Annotated in this window: 16 protein-coding genes; 6 read left to right on the plus strand and 10 right to left on the minus strand. The window is 73.2% G+C overall.

Going from position 1 to position 14,184, the window contains the following annotated elements:
* The first annotated feature begins 2 nt into the window (after positions 1–2).
* The gene (locus GLX25_RS18205; RefSeq protein WP_166549002.1) at positions 3–617 is read left to right on the plus strand and encodes a histone deacetylase; all 615 of its coding nucleotides are present in this window, start codon (positions 3–5) and stop codon (positions 615–617) included.
* Between the two features lie 36 nt (positions 618–653).
* Here the strand turns inward: GLX25_RS18205 and GLX25_RS18210 are convergent, their stop codons facing one another.
* The 6 genes from GLX25_RS18210 to paaA all read right to left on the minus strand — a co-directional run bounded on the left by GLX25_RS18210 (position 654) and on the right by paaA (position 5,581).
* On the minus strand, positions 654–1,427 hold the full coding sequence (locus tag GLX25_RS18210; protein ID WP_155844052.1) for an enoyl-CoA hydratase/isomerase family protein: 774 nt from the start codon (positions 1,425–1,427) through the stop codon (positions 654–656).
* A 150-nt stretch (positions 1,428–1,577) separates the two neighbouring features.
* Positions 1,578–2,801: a 1,2-phenylacetyl-CoA epoxidase subunit PaaE gene (paaE, locus tag GLX25_RS18215; RefSeq protein ID WP_155844053.1), complete on the minus strand. Its 1,224-nt coding sequence runs from the start codon at positions 2,799–2,801 to the stop codon at positions 1,578–1,580.
* The gene (gene paaD / locus GLX25_RS18220; RefSeq protein ID WP_271192542.1) at positions 2,801–3,337 is read right to left on the minus strand and encodes a 1,2-phenylacetyl-CoA epoxidase subunit PaaD; all 537 of its coding nucleotides are present in this window, start codon (positions 3,335–3,337) and stop codon (positions 2,801–2,803) included. The genes paaE and paaD overlap by 1 nt, the downstream gene beginning before the upstream one ends.
* Positions 3,334–4,230: a 1,2-phenylacetyl-CoA epoxidase subunit PaaC gene (gene paaC / locus GLX25_RS18225; RefSeq protein ID WP_271192543.1), complete on the minus strand. Its 897-nt coding sequence runs from the start codon at positions 4,228–4,230 to the stop codon at positions 3,334–3,336. The genes paaD and paaC overlap by 4 nt, the downstream gene beginning before the upstream one ends.
* Positions 4,227–4,532 carry a 1,2-phenylacetyl-CoA epoxidase subunit PaaB gene (gene paaB, locus GLX25_RS18230; RefSeq protein ID WP_067948099.1) on the minus strand — a complete coding sequence of 102 codons (306 nt, stop codon included), beginning with the start codon at positions 4,530–4,532 and terminating at the stop codon, positions 4,227–4,229. The genes paaC and paaB overlap by 4 nt, the downstream gene beginning before the upstream one ends.
* A gap of 77 nt (positions 4,533–4,609) precedes the next feature.
* Positions 4,610–5,581, minus strand: coding sequence for a 1,2-phenylacetyl-CoA epoxidase subunit PaaA (paaA, locus tag GLX25_RS18235; protein ID WP_155844054.1), 972 nt, complete (start codon positions 5,579–5,581; stop codon positions 4,610–4,612).
* 70 nt (positions 5,582–5,651) lie between these two features.
* On the opposite strand from paaA, the gene paaI reads away from it, so the two are divergent.
* The 4 genes from paaI (at position 5,652) to GLX25_RS18255 (ending at position 8,917) form a co-directional block, all read left to right on the plus strand.
* Complete coding sequence (gene paaI, locus GLX25_RS18240) at positions 5,652–6,188, plus strand: hydroxyphenylacetyl-CoA thioesterase PaaI (protein WP_309299150.1); 537 nt, start codon at positions 5,652–5,654, stop codon at positions 6,186–6,188.
* Between the two features lie 162 nt (positions 6,189–6,350).
* Positions 6,351–7,613 (plus strand): phenylacetate--CoA ligase PaaK, encoded by a 1,263-nt coding sequence (paaK, locus tag GLX25_RS18245; RefSeq protein ID WP_155844075.1) that lies wholly within the window; start codon positions 6,351–6,353, stop codon positions 7,611–7,613.
* Positions 7,614–7,755: 142 nt separating this feature from the next.
* Entirely contained in the window at positions 7,756–8,373 is a 618-nt protein-coding gene (locus GLX25_RS18250) for a TetR/AcrR family transcriptional regulator (RefSeq protein WP_155844055.1), read from the plus strand.
* A gap of 151 nt (positions 8,374–8,524) precedes the next feature.
* Positions 8,525–8,917, plus strand: a complete 393-nt coding sequence (locus tag GLX25_RS18255) for a SpoIIAA family protein (RefSeq protein ID WP_155844056.1) — start codon at positions 8,525–8,527, stop codon at positions 8,915–8,917.
* Between the two features lie 122 nt (positions 8,918–9,039).
* Here the strand turns inward: GLX25_RS18255 and GLX25_RS18260 are convergent, their stop codons facing one another.
* From GLX25_RS18260 to GLX25_RS18275, 4 genes are all read right to left on the minus strand, one after another.
* Complete coding sequence (locus GLX25_RS18260; RefSeq protein ID WP_155844057.1) at positions 9,040–9,690, minus strand: hypothetical protein; 651 nt, start codon at positions 9,688–9,690, stop codon at positions 9,040–9,042.
* 94 nt (positions 9,691–9,784) lie between these two features.
* Complete coding sequence (locus GLX25_RS18265) at positions 9,785–10,552, minus strand: ABC transporter permease (protein WP_155844058.1); 768 nt, start codon at positions 10,550–10,552, stop codon at positions 9,785–9,787.
* Entirely contained in the window at positions 10,549–11,286 is a 738-nt protein-coding gene (locus tag GLX25_RS18270) for an ABC transporter ATP-binding protein (RefSeq protein WP_155844059.1), read from the minus strand. The genes GLX25_RS18265 and GLX25_RS18270 overlap by 4 nt, the downstream gene beginning before the upstream one ends.
* Positions 11,283–11,855, minus strand: coding sequence for a TetR family transcriptional regulator (locus tag GLX25_RS18275; protein WP_271192544.1), 573 nt, complete (start codon positions 11,853–11,855; stop codon positions 11,283–11,285). Before GLX25_RS18275 ends, GLX25_RS18270 begins: the two co-directional genes overlap by 4 nt.
* Positions 11,856–11,943: 88 nt before the next feature.
* On the opposite strand from GLX25_RS18275, the gene GLX25_RS18280 reads away from it, so the two are divergent.
* A complete protein-coding gene (locus GLX25_RS18280; protein WP_155844060.1) occupies positions 11,944–14,070 on the plus strand; it encodes a RecQ family ATP-dependent DNA helicase in 2,127 nt (708 codons plus the stop codon).
* Positions 14,071–14,184: the final 114 nt, after the last annotated feature.

The following is a 14,184-nucleotide window of genomic DNA, read 5'->3' on the forward strand; positions in this document are numbered from 1 at the left end:
ACGTGGATCGCGTCTGGTACGTCGCCTACGGCTCCAACCTGTCCTCCCGGCGCTTCCGCTGCTACGTCGCGGGTGGGCGGCCCGAGGGCGGTGCACGCACCTACGTGGGCTGCCGAGATCGCACGGAGCCGCTCGAGGATGCGCCCGTCGACGTCCCGGGCGCCGTGTACTTCGGCGGCGCGTCCCGGGTGTGGGGCGGCGGGATCGCGACCTACGACCCGCACGCCCGCGGCAGCCTCGCCGGCCGCGCGTACCTGCTCACCGTGGGCCAACTCGCGGACGTCGTCGCGCAGGAGACCCGGACGCCCGTCGAGGCCGCCCTCGACCTCGGCCGGATGCATCCGGCGACGGGTCGACTGCACCTCGGTCCCGGACGCTACCGGACCCTGGTGCGCGTCGGCGCGCGCCGCGGCATCCCGCTGGTCACCCTCGCCGCCGATCACGAGCGCGACGTCGCCGCGCCGTCCGCCGCGTACCTCCGGACGATGGCGGCGGGCCTCCGCGAGTCGAGGGGCTGGCCGCCGGCGATCGTCGGGCGCTACCTCGCCGCGCTCGCGGGCGCACGGCCGCGGTGGACGCCGTCGGCCATCACCGACCTGGCCCGCGTCGCGGCGTGAGTCCCCGCTGCGTCCGGAAGGCCGACAGCCCGGGCCTCAGCCGCGACCGGTGAACTGCGGCGTGCGCTTCTCCTGGAACGCGGCGAAGCCCTCGCGGTAGTCGTCGGTGTCGCAGAGCGCGGCCTGGGCGCGGTTCTCGTCGGACATCGACGCCCAGAGCCCGTGCCGGTGGTCGCGCAGGTCGGCGACGAGCCGCTTCGAGGCGATGAACGCCTGCGTGGGGCCGGATGCCGCCTCCCGCGCCGCGGCGCGCGTCGCCTCGAGCACCTCGTCGGCGGGGAGCACCCGGGAGAAGAGTCCCGCGGCGACCGCCTCGGCGCCGGTCATCAGCCGCCCCGTGACGATGAGGTCCATCGTGCGGTGCGCGCCGAGGCGCTCGACGAACAGCGCGTGGCCGCCGGAGTCGAGCGTCGCGCCGAGGTTCTTGAAGGGCGAGCCGATCTTCGCGGTGTCGGCCACGTACACGATGTCGCTCGCGATGAGCAGGCCGAGGCCGACCCCGAGGCATGCCCCGTGCGCGACCGCGAACGTGGGCGCCGGGAAGCGCGACATCCGCTTCAGCAGCGGCTCGACCCGCCCGCCGAGGTAGCCCTGCACGTCGTCGTCGCGCGGTTCGACGCCCGCGATGTCGCGCCCGGCGCAGAACGCGCGCCCCTCGCCCCGCAGCACGAGCGCGCGCACCCCGGTGAACTCCGCCTGGTCGTACGCCTCGCCGAGCTCGTCGAGCGCGGCCTCGCCGAGCGCGTTGAGCTTCGCGGGGGCGTTCAGCGTGATCTCGGCCACGCCGTCGTGGATCTCGAGCTCGATCATCCGTCTCTCTTCTCTCTCGGTGCTCTCGCTACTCCTCGGGGCCGCCGAGCGCGTGTACTTCCGACGAACGCGTTTGCGGATGCAATCGCGCTCGACGGATTCACACGCGCTCGGCGAACGCGTGGTCGAACCGGTGGTGGCGCGGAGTGCTCACACGTCGTAGTCGACCACGACGCGGTCGGATGTCGCGTGCGACTGGCAGGTGAGCACGTATCCGCGCTCGAGCTCCTCGGGCTCGAGCGCGTAGTTCTCGGTCATGTTGACGCTGCCGTCGACGACCCGCGCGCGGCAGGTGCCGCAGACGCCTCCGGCGCACGCGAACGGCACGTCGGAGCGGACGCGGAGCGCCGCGTTCAGGATCGACTCGTTCGCGCTGACCGGGCTCTCGACGGTCGACGAGAGGCCGTCGAGCGTGAACTCGATCGCCACGGTCGGCTCGCCGCGCTCGACCGTGACCGGGCGGCCGTGCCGGGGCTCGGTCGCCCGATCGGCGTCGGTCGTGAACAGCTCGTAGCGAACCCGGCCGGATGCCACGTCGCGGGCCTCGAGCGTGTCGCGCGCGAGCTGCACGAGCTCGAACGGCCCGCACAGGAACCACTCGTCGACCGTCGCCGGCGGGATGAGGGCGTCGAGCATCCGCTCGAGCTTCTCGGCGTCGATGCGGCCCGAGAGGAGCGGCGCGGTGCGCTGCTCGCGCGAGAGCACGTGGTGCAGCGCGAGCCGGGACGGGTACCGGTCCTTCAGCTCGGCGAGCTCCTCGAGGAACATCACGTCGCGCGTCGAGCGGTTCGTGTAGACGAGCGTGAAGCGCGCGTCATCCGACCGCGCGAGCACGGTGTGCGCGAGCGCCATGAGCGGGGTGATGCCCGAGCCCGCGGCGATGCCGACGACGTGCTTGCCGTCGAGCGAGTCGAGGCCCGAGGTGAAGGTGCCCTGGGGGCTCATCACGTCGATGCGGTCGCCCGCGGCGAGCTCGGTGTTCGCCCACGTCGAGAAGCGACCGCCGAGGTCGCGCTTGATGGCGACCGACACGCTGCCCCGCACCGGCGGCCGGCAGATCGAGTACGAGCGGCGCAGCTCGTGGCCGTCGAAGTCGCGCCGCAGCGCGACGTACTGGCCGGGCAGGTAGGTGTAGTCGTCGGCGAGCTCGTCCGGGACCGCGAAGGTGACCTCGACCGAGTCGTCGGTCAGCGGCCGCACCTCGGCGACCTCGAGCGAGTGGAAGCGCGCGCGACGGCGCTTGGGGGCGGTGTCGCCGCCGACCGCGCTCTGGAGGAACGCGTCGGCGATCGCGGCATCCGCGTCGAGCGTGCCGGAGCCGGGCCGGGCGGGGACGGTCGGGGCTCCCGTGGAGCCCAGGTTGATCGCGGCCATCAGAGCACCTTGAAGTAGTCGAAGGGCTCGAGGCAGTCGCGGCACTCGTAGAGCGCCTTGCACGAGGTCGAGCCGAAGCGGGCGAGTTCTCGGGTGTTGAGCGAGTCGCAGCGGGGGCACTTGACCGCCAGCTGCACGCGGATCGGGCCGGCGTCGCGCACGGGCGCGCTGCCGCTCGGCGCCTGGATGCCGTACGTCCGGAGCTTGTCCTTGCCGGACTCGCTCATCCAGTCCGTGGTCCACGCGGGCGAGAGCACCATCCGCACGTCGACCTCGTCGTAGCCCGCGTGCGTGAGCGCGAGCACGACGTCGTCGCGCATGGCGTCCATGGCGGGGCATCCGCTGTAGGTCGGCGTGAGCTCGACGTGCACGCCGCCGTCGTCGTCGACGGAGACCGAGCGCAGCACCCCGAGGTCCTCGATGGTGAGCACGGGCACCTCGGGGTCGGTCACGGTCGCGGCCACGTCCCAGGCCGCGCGAGCCGCCGGGTCCCTCGGCACTGGTCGGGCGACGGATGCCTCGCGCGCGCCGGTCACCAGGACGCCCCCGGGTGCGCGCGGGCGAGGACCTGCATCTCGGCGAGCAGCGGCCCGAGGTGCTCGGTGTGCTTCCCCTCGCGGCCGCGGCCGTCGACGACGAACGCGGTGCGACCCTCCGGGCGCGCGAGGTCGGCCTCGGCGAACACCTGGTCGATCACGGCGTCGAACGGCTCGCGCAGCGACGACGGCCGCGGCGCGATGCCCTCGTCGACGAGCCGGGCGACGACCTCGTCGTCGCGGAACAGCTCGTCGACGTACGGCCAGGTCTGCTCGACCGCGCGGAGCATGCGGCGGCGAGACTCGTCGGTGCCGCCCGCGAGGCGGAGGGTCCACTGGATCGCGTGGTCGCGGTGGTAGTCGACCTCCTTCGACGCCTTCGCCGCGATCGCGGCGAGCGTGGCATCCGTCGACGCCTCGACGCGCCGGTAGAGCTCGACGAGGTAGGTGGACGCGACGAGCTGCCGGGCGATGGTGTGCGCGAAGTCGCCGTTCGGCTGCTCGAACAACCAGGCGTTGCGGAACTCGGGCTCGTCGCGGAAGTACGCGAGGTCGTCCTCGCTGCGGCCGTCGTGGGTGCCCGCGTAGTGCAGCAGCGAACGCGCGTGGCCGAGCAGGTCGAGCGCGATGTTGCCGAGCGCGACGTCCTCCTCGAGCTCGGGCGCGCGCGTGATCCAGTCGCCCAGGCGCTGGGCGAGCACGAGCGCGTCGTCGCCGAGGCCGAGCGCGTACGCCGCGACGTCGGCGGATGCCGCGTGGCCGGCGCCGGCCGCCTCGCCTGCGAACTCCTCGGCGAGCGCGACGCGGTCGACCGTGACGTCGCCGTGGGGATCGGTCTCGATACGGGGCTCCGCTCCTACTCGACCACCGAGATCGGGCGTCTCGCCGCTCACAGGTGCTTCACCCCTTCGGACTTCGTGTAGTACACCGCGTGCCGGTAGTTCTTGCCCGCGGGGCTCTCGAAGAACGCGCCCTTCGCGTCGGGGTCGCTCGTCGTGACCGCGTCGGCGGGCACGACCCAGATCGACACGCCCTCGTTGCGTCGGGTGTACAGGTCGCGGGCGTTGCGCACGGCCATGTCGGCGTCGGGCGCGTGCAGCGACCCCACGTGCACGTGGCTCAGTCCGCGGTTGGCGCGCACGAAGACCTCCCACAGGGGCCAGGCCTCGGTGCCGGTCTCGCCGGGGGTGCTCATCTCGTCTCCTCGTCTCGGTCCGCTCCGTCGCGGATCGCGGGTCCTGTGGTGGTGCGGCCCGGAGGGGCCGCGCCGCGTCATGCGGCGGCCGCGGCCTTCGCGGCCTGCTTGCGGGCGTACTCGGCCGCGGCCTCGCGCACCCACGCGCCCTCTTCATGGGCCTCGCGGCGGCGGCGGAGCCGCTCGGCGTTGGCGGGGCCGCGACCGGCGAGCACCTCGTGGAACTCGTGCCAGTCGATCTCGCTCATGTCGTAGCGCTGCTCGGCCTCGTTCCAGGCGAGGTTCGGATCGGGGAGCGTGACGCCGAGCACCTCGGCCTGCGGCACGAGCATGCCGACGAAGCGCTGGCGCAGGTCGTCGTTGGAGAAGCGCTTGATGTTCCACGCCATCGACTGCGCGGAGTTCGGCGACTCGTCGTCGGGCGGCCCGAACATCATCAGCGAGGGCCAGTACCAGCGGTTCACGGCGTCCTGCGCCATCTCGCGCTGCGCCTCGGTGCCCTGCATGAGCTCGAGCAGGATCTCGAAGCCCTGCCGCTGGTGGAACGACTCCTCCTTGCAGATGCGCACCATCGCGCGTCCGTACGGGCCGTACGACGCGCGGCAGAGCGGCACCTGGTTGCAGATCGCGGCACCGTCGACGAGCCATCCGATCGCCCCCATGTCGGCCCAGGTCGGCGTCGTGTAGTTGAAGATCGAAGAGTAGCGCGCGCGGCCCTCGATGAGCTGCTGCGTCATCTCCTCGCGGCCGATGCCGAGCGTCTGCGCGGCCGAGTAGAGGTAGAGCCCGTGGCCGGCCTCGTCCTGCACCTTGGCCATGAGGATGGCCTTGCGCTTGAGGCTCGGCGCCCGCGAGATCCAGTTCGACTCGGGCTGCATGCCGATGATCTCGGAGTGCGCGTGCTGGCTGATCTGGCGGATCAGCGTCTTGCGGTACGCGTCGGGCATCCAGTCGCGCGGCTCGATGCGCGAGTCCTGCGCGATGAGGTCGTCGAAGCGCGCCTGCGCGGCTTCGTTCTCGACCACGGTCAGGTCGGCGGGTGCGGTCATCGTCGACTCCAATGCTCTCGGGACCGGCGGGCGGTGCGAACACTTTACCAACCGATCGTTCAGTTAGTATATGCTGAGGTTCTGCGCCGGGGCAATCAAGGCCGCCGGCGACTCCCCCGCACTCGATGAGGAGCAGCGCATGACGGATGTCGCGACCGAACGCCAGGGCGGCGACCGACCGGCCGATGAGCAGGCGGATGCCGCGGCATCCGATCGCCTCAACCGCGAGATGATGCAGCGCGACCTCGCCTCGGCGATGCTCGGCATGGTCGTCGAACGCGACGATCCCGGTCACGCGGTCGTCTCGATGCGCGTACGGGAGGACATGACGAACGGGTTCGCCATCACCCACGGCGGGCTCGTCTTCACACTGGCCGACACGGCCTTCGCGATCGCCTGCAACGAGGACCACCGGGTCACCGTCGCGGCCGGCGCCGACATCACCTTCCTGAAGTCCACGGTCGCCGGCCAGACCCTCACCGCCACCGCGGTGCGCCGCGCCCGCAGCGGCCGGACCGGCCTCTACGACGTCACGGTCGTCGACGAGCAGGGCGACGCCGTCGCCGAGTTCCGCGGCCGCTCGATCTCCACCAACCGCACCATCTGACGTTCGGTGGTCGAGCAGCCGGCGAAGCCCGCGTATCGCGACCACCACGACCGATAGGAACCTCCCGTGTCGACGACGACCCTTCCGCAGCCCTCCGGCACCAAGCCCACGATCTCGGGGCTCGCGCCCGCCGCGCCCGACGAGCTCGACCCCGAGGAGCGCATGTCGCGCTCCGAGATCGAGGCGCTCCAGCTCGAGCGGCTGCAGTGGACCGTGCGCCACGCCTATGAGAACGTGCCGCTCTACCGCCGCAAGTTCGACGAGCACGGTGTGCACCCCGACGACATCCAGACGCTGGCGGATGTCGCGATACTCCCCTTCACGACGAAGGAGGACCTGCGGCAGACCTACCCGTTCGGCATGTTCGCCGTGCCGATGGAGCAGGTCGCCCGCATCCACGCCTCGTCCGGCACGACCGGCCGGCCCACCGTCGTCGGGTACACGCACGACGACCTCGACCGCTGGGCGACGCTCGTCGCCCGATGCCTGCGCGCCTCGGGCGTGCGCCCGGGCATGAAGGTGCACAACGCCTACGGCTACGGCCTCTTCACGGGCGGCCTCGGCGCTCACGCCGGGATCGAGAAGCTCGGCGCGACGGTGATCCCGATGTCGGGCGGCCAGACCGCGCGCCAGGTCCAGCTCATCCGCGACTTCGAGCCCGACGCGATCATGTGCACCCCGAGCTACCTGCTGACGATCGCCGACGCGATGGAGGAGGCGGGCATCGACCCGCGCTCGACGTCGCTGAAGACCGCGATCCTCGGCGCCGAGCCGTGGACGAACGAGATGCGCCAGCGCCTGCAGGACCGCCTCGGCATCGACGCCGTCGACATCTTCGGCCTCAGCGAGGTCATGGGTCCCGGCGTCGCCAACGAGTGCATCGAGACGAAGGACGGCCCGCACGTCTGGGAGGACCACTTCCTGCCCGAGGTCATCGACGGCGAGACCGGCGAGCCGCTGCCCGACGGTGAGAAGGGCGAGCTCGTCTTCACGTCGCTGACGAAGGAGGCGTTCCCGGTCATCAGGTACCGCACGCGCGACCTCACGCGCCTGCTGCCCGGCACCGCGCGCCCCGGCATGCGCCGCATCGAGAAGATCACCGGTCGCAACGACGACATGATCATCCTGCGCGGCGTGAACCTCTTCCCGACGCAGATCGAGGAGCTCGTGCTCGGCATCGAGCACTTGACGCCGCACTTCATCCTCGAGCTCACGCGCACCGGGCACATGGACGACCTCACGGTCCGCATCGAGCGCCACCCCGACCTCGAGGTCGAGGCGTGCCGGGCGGCCACCGTCGTGCTCGCCGGCCGCATCAAGGAGTTCATCGGCTCGTCGGTGACCGTGCGCCTCGAGGAGCCCGGCACGCTGCCGCGCAGCGAGGGCAAGTACAAGCGCGTCTACGACCTGCGCGAGCCGCACTGATGCGCGGCCTCGGTGGTCGAGTAGGCGCGCCGGCGCCGTACCGCCTCGGTGGTCGAGTAGGCGCGCCGGCGCCGCACCCCCTCGGTGGTCGAGTAGGCGCGCCAGCGCCGTATCGAGACCCGGCCCTGAGAGACTGAAGCGGATGTCACCGAATACCACGCTCCGACGAGGCCGCCCGGGCTACGACCAGCAGGGCATCCTCGAGGTCGCCGTCGCCGCCTTCAACGAGTACGGCTACGACGCGACCTCGATGGGCGTGCTCGCCGATCGGCTCAAGCTGTCGAAGTCGGCGATCTACCACCACTTCAGTTCGAAGGACGAGATCCTCGACCGCGCGCTCGACCAGGCACTGGGCTCGCTCGAGGGCGTGCTCGACGAGACCGAGGCCGCGGCGGGCAGCGCCGCCGACCGGCTCGACCGGGTGCTGCGCGGGGCGGTGCGGGTGCTCGTCGACCAGCTCCCCTACGTGACGCTGCTGCTGCGCGTGCGCGGCAACACCGAGGTCGAGCGGCGCGCGCTCGCGCGTCGGCGCGCGTTCGACAAGCGGGTCACGGCGCTCGTCGCGGAGGCGCAGACCGAGGGGTCGCTCCGCTCAGACATCGACGTGCGCATCGTCGAGCGCCTGCTGTTCGGCATGATCAACTCGATCGTCGAGTGGTACCGGCCCGGTGGCCGTGAGGATGCCGCGCGGCTCGCCGACGACGTCGTGGCCGTCGCGCTCGACGGCCTGCGGGTGCCCGCCGGCGCTCCGCGCCCCTGACGTCCGACCGCGCCGTCCCTGTCGTCGTCACGACCGGCGGCTCGCACCGGCCCGGCACCCGCCGATCGTGACGACGACCCGGCGTCTCGCGCGCGAGCCGTGACATCCGCCTCGAACGGCTGCCAGACTGGCGCCGGGGGAAGGGGACACGATGATCGAACTGCTCGACGGCATGCCCGAGGGCGTGATCGGCTTCCGCGCGGTGGGGACGGTGACCGCGGCCGACTATCGCGAGGTGCTCGACCCGGCCATGGATGCCGCGATCGAGACGACCGGCACGCTCGACTTCGTGATCGTGCTCGGCGAGGAGTTCGACCATTACTCGCTCGGCGCGATGGTCGAGGATGCGAAGCTCATCGGCCGGCCGCTGTCGCTGTGGGACCGCGCGGCCCTCGTGACCGATCGCGACGTGCTCATCGGGATCGCGGTCGCGTTCGGCGGGCTGGTGCCGGGGCAGTTCAGGGCGTTCCCGCTCGCGCACCTCGACGACGCGATCGCGTGGGTCGGCGAGGGCGCGGCCGCGGCCGCGGCCGCGGCGACCTGACCTGCCCGCCCGGACCGACTGGGCCGCCGGCCCGTTCGGGTCGTCGTCACGATCGGCGGGTCGCACCGGCCCGGCACCCGCCGATCGTGACGACAACCCGGCGCCAGCGCCCGCGCCAGCGCTCAGCGACCGCCCGCCGGGCCGGCCGCGGCGACGTCGGGATGCTCCGGCGGAAGCCCGTGCCGCTTGCCCGCCCGCAGCAGTTCGAGGTTGCGCCGCTCCCAGTCGAGCATCTCCTGGCGCACGCCCTCGAGGATCCGGCTCTCGCCGCAGGACGGCAGTGAGCGCCCGCAGGTGCACGATCCCGGCTTGCGCGGATCGGGGTGGTGGAACGCCTGCAGGCGCCAGAGCGCGACCATCGCGGTGTCGACGCGCTTCGCGGTGAGCTGGGTCGCGCGCTCGGCGCGACGCACGCGGTCGTCGCGGAGCTGGTCCTGGAGCGCGGCGCCGACGTCGGTGGCGCCGTCGATCGCCCCGGCGCGCAGCTGGTCCCGCTCCGCGGTGAGCCGGGCCACGAGTTCGGCCGAGTCCGCCGCGGCGGTCGCCGCCTCCGCGGCCGCGTCGCGCGCGTCGCGATCGTGCGCCTCGAGGATGCCGCGCCACAGCGCGATGTGCTCGCGGTCGCGCTGCTCCGCCCGCTCGTGGCCGAGGTGCGACCGGCAGTGACCGCAGACCACCTGGTCGGACGCCGACGCGAATCGGAAGCGCTGCACGCTCCCGCAGCAGAGGCACGGCACGTCGACGTCGGCGTGGAGCGGGTGCTGGTGGGGCATGCGGTCCAGCGTGACCGGCCGCGCGAGCGCGGTCAAGTTCGGCGGATGTCGCGGGCCGGCCGTCACGCGCCCGACGCCGGCGATGCGCTCCCCCCTACCGGTCCAGCTGGAGCCGCGACCACGCGAACGCGCACAGCGCCCCGAACGCGAGCGGCACCGTCGGCACGACGAGCAGCGCCGCCGCCGGCACCGCGTCGGGCGCGATCGCCCAGAGCGCGGGCGCGACGAACGGCACCCACGCGCCGACGTCGGCGATCGCCGAGACCTGCGCGACGACGATGATCCCGACGGTCGCGGCGATGCCGGGCAGGAGCCCCCGCCCGATGGTCGCGACCCATCCGGCGGGCACGGCGATGAGCGCGGAGAGCACCACGAGCACCGGGATGCGGGCGAGCGCACCGACGCCCGCGGCATCCGTCGCCCCGAAGCCCATCGCGAACCCGACGATCGCGACGACGCCCGTGAGCGCCACCGCGACGGCGACCGACCAGGCGAGGTAGACCACGAGCTTGCCGAGCGCGATCGCGGGTCGTGACACCGGCAGCGCGAACAGCGCCGCGACCGTGCCGTCGGCGAACTCGCGGCCGAACGTCCAGCTGAGGGCGACGCCGAACGCGAGCACCCCTGCCGCCGCGGTGATCTGCAGCACGATGCCCACGAGTCCGGCCCACCCCGGCACGCCCGCGAGCGGGCCGAGCTTGGCGAGCACCTGTTCGTCGCCGGATGCCGCGGCGAGCAGCATGCCGAGGGCGAGCACGCCGACGCCGACGACGAGGAGCACGGTGGTCGAGGCCATCACGCGGGAGGCGATCGCCTTGCGCGCCTCGACGGCGACGGCCACGCGGATCCCGGCGGCGCTCATGCCGCGGCCCTCCGCCGCTCGTCGTCGCCGTGCACGAGCGCGAAGAACGCGCGCTCGAGGTCGAATCCGCCCGGATCGAGCGTGCCGATGATCCGGCCGTCGTTCACGACCGTGATGCGATCGGCGACACGGGCGACCTCGTCGAGGTGGTGGCTCGAGACGAGGATGCCGGCGCCCGCCGCCGCGCGGCGCAGCAGCGATTCGCGCAGCACGATGACCCCGGCCGGGTCGAGCCCGTTCGTGGGCTCGTCGAGCACGATCGCGTCGGGCTCGTGCAGCAGCGCGCCCGCGAGGCCGACGCGCTGGCGGTTGCCGAGCGAGAGCCGGCTCGCGCGGACGTCCGCGTACCGACCGAGGTCGAACTCCTCGACGGCGCGATCGACGGCCGCCGCGAGCTGCGCCCGCCCGAGGCCGTGCAGCCGCGCCGCGACCTCGAGGTTCGCGCGGCCCGTGAGCTCGGCGTAGGCGAGCGGGTGCTCGACGAGCTGTCCGACGCGTGCCCAGGTCGCGGCATCCGCTCGGTTCACGTCGACGCCGCACACGCGCACGGCGCCGGCGTCGGGTCGCAGCATGCCGAGGAGCAGCCGCATGAGGGTGGTCTTGCCCGCGCCGTTCAGGCCGACGAGCGCGTGGATCTCGCCCGCCGCGACATCGAGGTCGATGCCGTGCACGCCGGCCCCGCCGCGGAAGGTGCGGGCGAGGCCGCGGGCCTCGAACCGGGGTGCGGCGCTCATGCGTCCGCCTCGATGACGTCGAGGGCCCGCTCGATCGCGTCGGCGAGCGTGGTGCGCTCCTCCTCGGCCCAGAGGAAGAGGCCGGCGACGAGGGCGGCGAGCACGGATGCCGCGGCGACCCGCGCCACGTCGGGGCTCGCGCCGTCGGCGACGAGCTGCTCGACGATCGCGCGCTCGGTGTTGCCGGTGTTCCGCCACATGGCCCCGCGGAGCGAGGGCGTCTGCGCGATGATCCGGACGCGGCGGCGGATGATCGGCGTCTCGGGCTCGGGCAGCGAGCGCCAGGCCGCGCGGATGCCGCGTGCCGCGCGCACGAACGGCCGGAGATCGCTCGGCTGGGACGCGATGGCCGCGGTGAGCTGCGGGTCGTACGGATCGTCGAGGAGCAGGTGCTCCTTCGCGGGGAAGTACCGGAAGAACGTCATCTCGGTGACGCCCGCCGCCCGCGCGATCTGGGCGACGGTCGTCGCGTCGTACCCCCGGCGCTCGAACAGGTCGAGGCCGTGCTCGACGAGCGCCGCGAGCGTGCGCTCGCGCTTCGAGGGTCGCCGGTCCGTGCCGATGGTCACGGCATAATGTTAGTGACTCACATTTTGCAGGTCAAGCGTTCCGCCCCCGCTCGCGGCGACTGTCAGTCGCATGCGCGAGGCTGGAGGCATGCCCTCCTCCGACGCCGTCGCCGACCGCGCCTCCGACCTCGACCCCGATCCCGACCTCCGCGCCGAGGCGCTCGCCGCGCTCCGCGCGCTCGTGGGCCGCGACGACGCCGAGTTCCACGACGGCCAGTTCGAGGCGATCGAGGCGCTCGTCGCCGGCCGACGCCGCGCGCTGGTCGTGCAGCGAACCGGATGGGGCAAGTCCGCCGTGTACTTCGTCGCGACACTGCTGCTCCGACGTCGGGGCGGCGGTCCGACCATCCTCGTCTCGCCGCTCCTCGCGCTCATGCGCGACCAGGTCGCGGCGGCCGAGCGCGCCGGCGTGCGCGCGGTCACCATCAACTCGGCCAACGCCCACGAGTGGCAGGAGGTCCTCGCTCGCCTCGACGCCGACGAGGTCGACGTGCTGCTCGTCTCGCCCGAGCGGCTGAACAACCCGTCGTTCCGCGAGCAGCAGCTGCCCTCGCTCGTGCGCCGGCTCGGCATGCTCGTGGTCGACGAGGCGCACTGCATCAGCGACTGGGGCCACGACTTCCGGCCCGACTACCGGCGCCTGCGCGACCTCATCGCCGAGATCCCCGCCGACGTGCCGGTGCTCGCGACGACCGCGACCGCGAACAGCAGGGTCGTGGCGGATGTCGCGGAGCAGCTCGGTTCCGACGTGCTCACGATCCGCGGGCCGCTGGCCCGGTCCTCGCTGCGGCTCGGAGTCCTCCGACTGCCCGATTCGACGGGCCGGCTCGCGTGGCTCATCGACCACCTCGACGACCTCCCGGGTTCGGGCATCGTCTACGCGCTCACCGTCTCGGCGGCGGTCGACACCGCCCGCGTGCTGCGCGAGCGCGGCCACGACGTGCGCGCGTACACGGGCCAGACCGATCCGGAGGAGCGCGAGGAGTCCGAGGGGCTGCTGAAGCGCAACGAGGTCAAGGCCCTCATCGCGACGAGCGCGCTCGGCATGGGCTTCGACAAGCCCGACCTCGGCTTCGTCGTGCACCTCGGTGCCCCCTCATCTCCGGTCGCCTACTACCAGCAGGTCGGCCGCGCGGGCCGCGCGAGCGAGAACGCCGACGTGCTGCTCCTCCCGGGCCGCGAGGATCCGGCGATCTGGCACTACTTCGCGACCGCGTCGATGCCCGACGAGGAGCGCGCCCGCCGCGTCATCGACGAGCTCTCCGACGTGCCGCTGTCGACGCCAGCGCTCGAGGCGCGCGTCGACATCCGCCGCACGCCGCTCGAGCTGCTGCTCAAGGTGCTCGACGTCGACGGTGCGGTGCGCCGCGTGCAGGGCGGCTGGGTCGCGACCGGCGAGCCGTGGAGCTACGACGCCGAGCGCTACCGCCGCATCGCGGAGGAGCGCGAGGCCGAGCAGCGCCACATGCTCGAGTACGAGCAGACCGACGGATGCCGCATGGCCTTCCTCCAGCGCTCCCTCGATGACGACACCGCGGCGCCCTGCGGTCGCTGCGACCGGTGCGCGGGCGCCTGGTACCCGGGCGACGTCGATGCGGATGCCGCGGCCGCCGCCGCGAGCGCGCTGGATCGGGTGGGCGTGCCGATCGAACCGCGCCGCGCGTGGCCGACCGGTGCCGACCGGCTGGGCGTGCCCGTGAAGGGGCGCATCGCCCCCGGCGAGCAGGCCGGCGAAGGTCGCGCGCTCGCACGGCTGACCGACCTCGGCTGGGGCTCGACGCTGCGCGAGCTCTTCGCGCCGAACGCGCCCGACGCGCCGCTGCCGGGGCGCGTGCTCGACGCCTGCGTGCGCGTGCTCGCCGAGTGGGGCTGGGACGAGCGGCCCATGGCCGTGGCATCCGTGCCGTCGCGGTCACGACCGCAACTCGTCGGCTCGCTCGCGCGCGGACTCGCCGAGGTCGGCCGGCTGCCGTACCTCGGCGAACTCGCCCCCGTCGACGGCGGACCGACCGGCGGTCCGGGCGGCAACAGCGCGTTCCGGCTCGCGGGCGTCTGGAACCGCTTCTCGGCCGACGGCCTCGACGTGCCGGCCGGCGGCGTGCTGCTCGTCGACGACCTCGCCGACAGTCGCTGGACCCTCACGGTCGCCGCGCGCGAGCTCCGCCGCGCGGGCGCGACCGACGTGCTGCCGTTCGCGCTCGCCCTGCGGGGCTGAGCGGCCGGTGGTCGAGTAGCGGGCGCGGCGGGCGCAACGAGACCCGGTGCGCGGTCTCGATACGCGGCCTCCTCCGTCGGCTGCGACTCGACCACCGAGCTGCACCGGTCTCGA

Source organism: Agromyces luteolus, from assembly GCF_009729855.1.
GTDB lineage: Bacteria > Actinomycetota > Actinomycetes > Actinomycetales > Microbacteriaceae > Agromyces > Agromyces luteolus.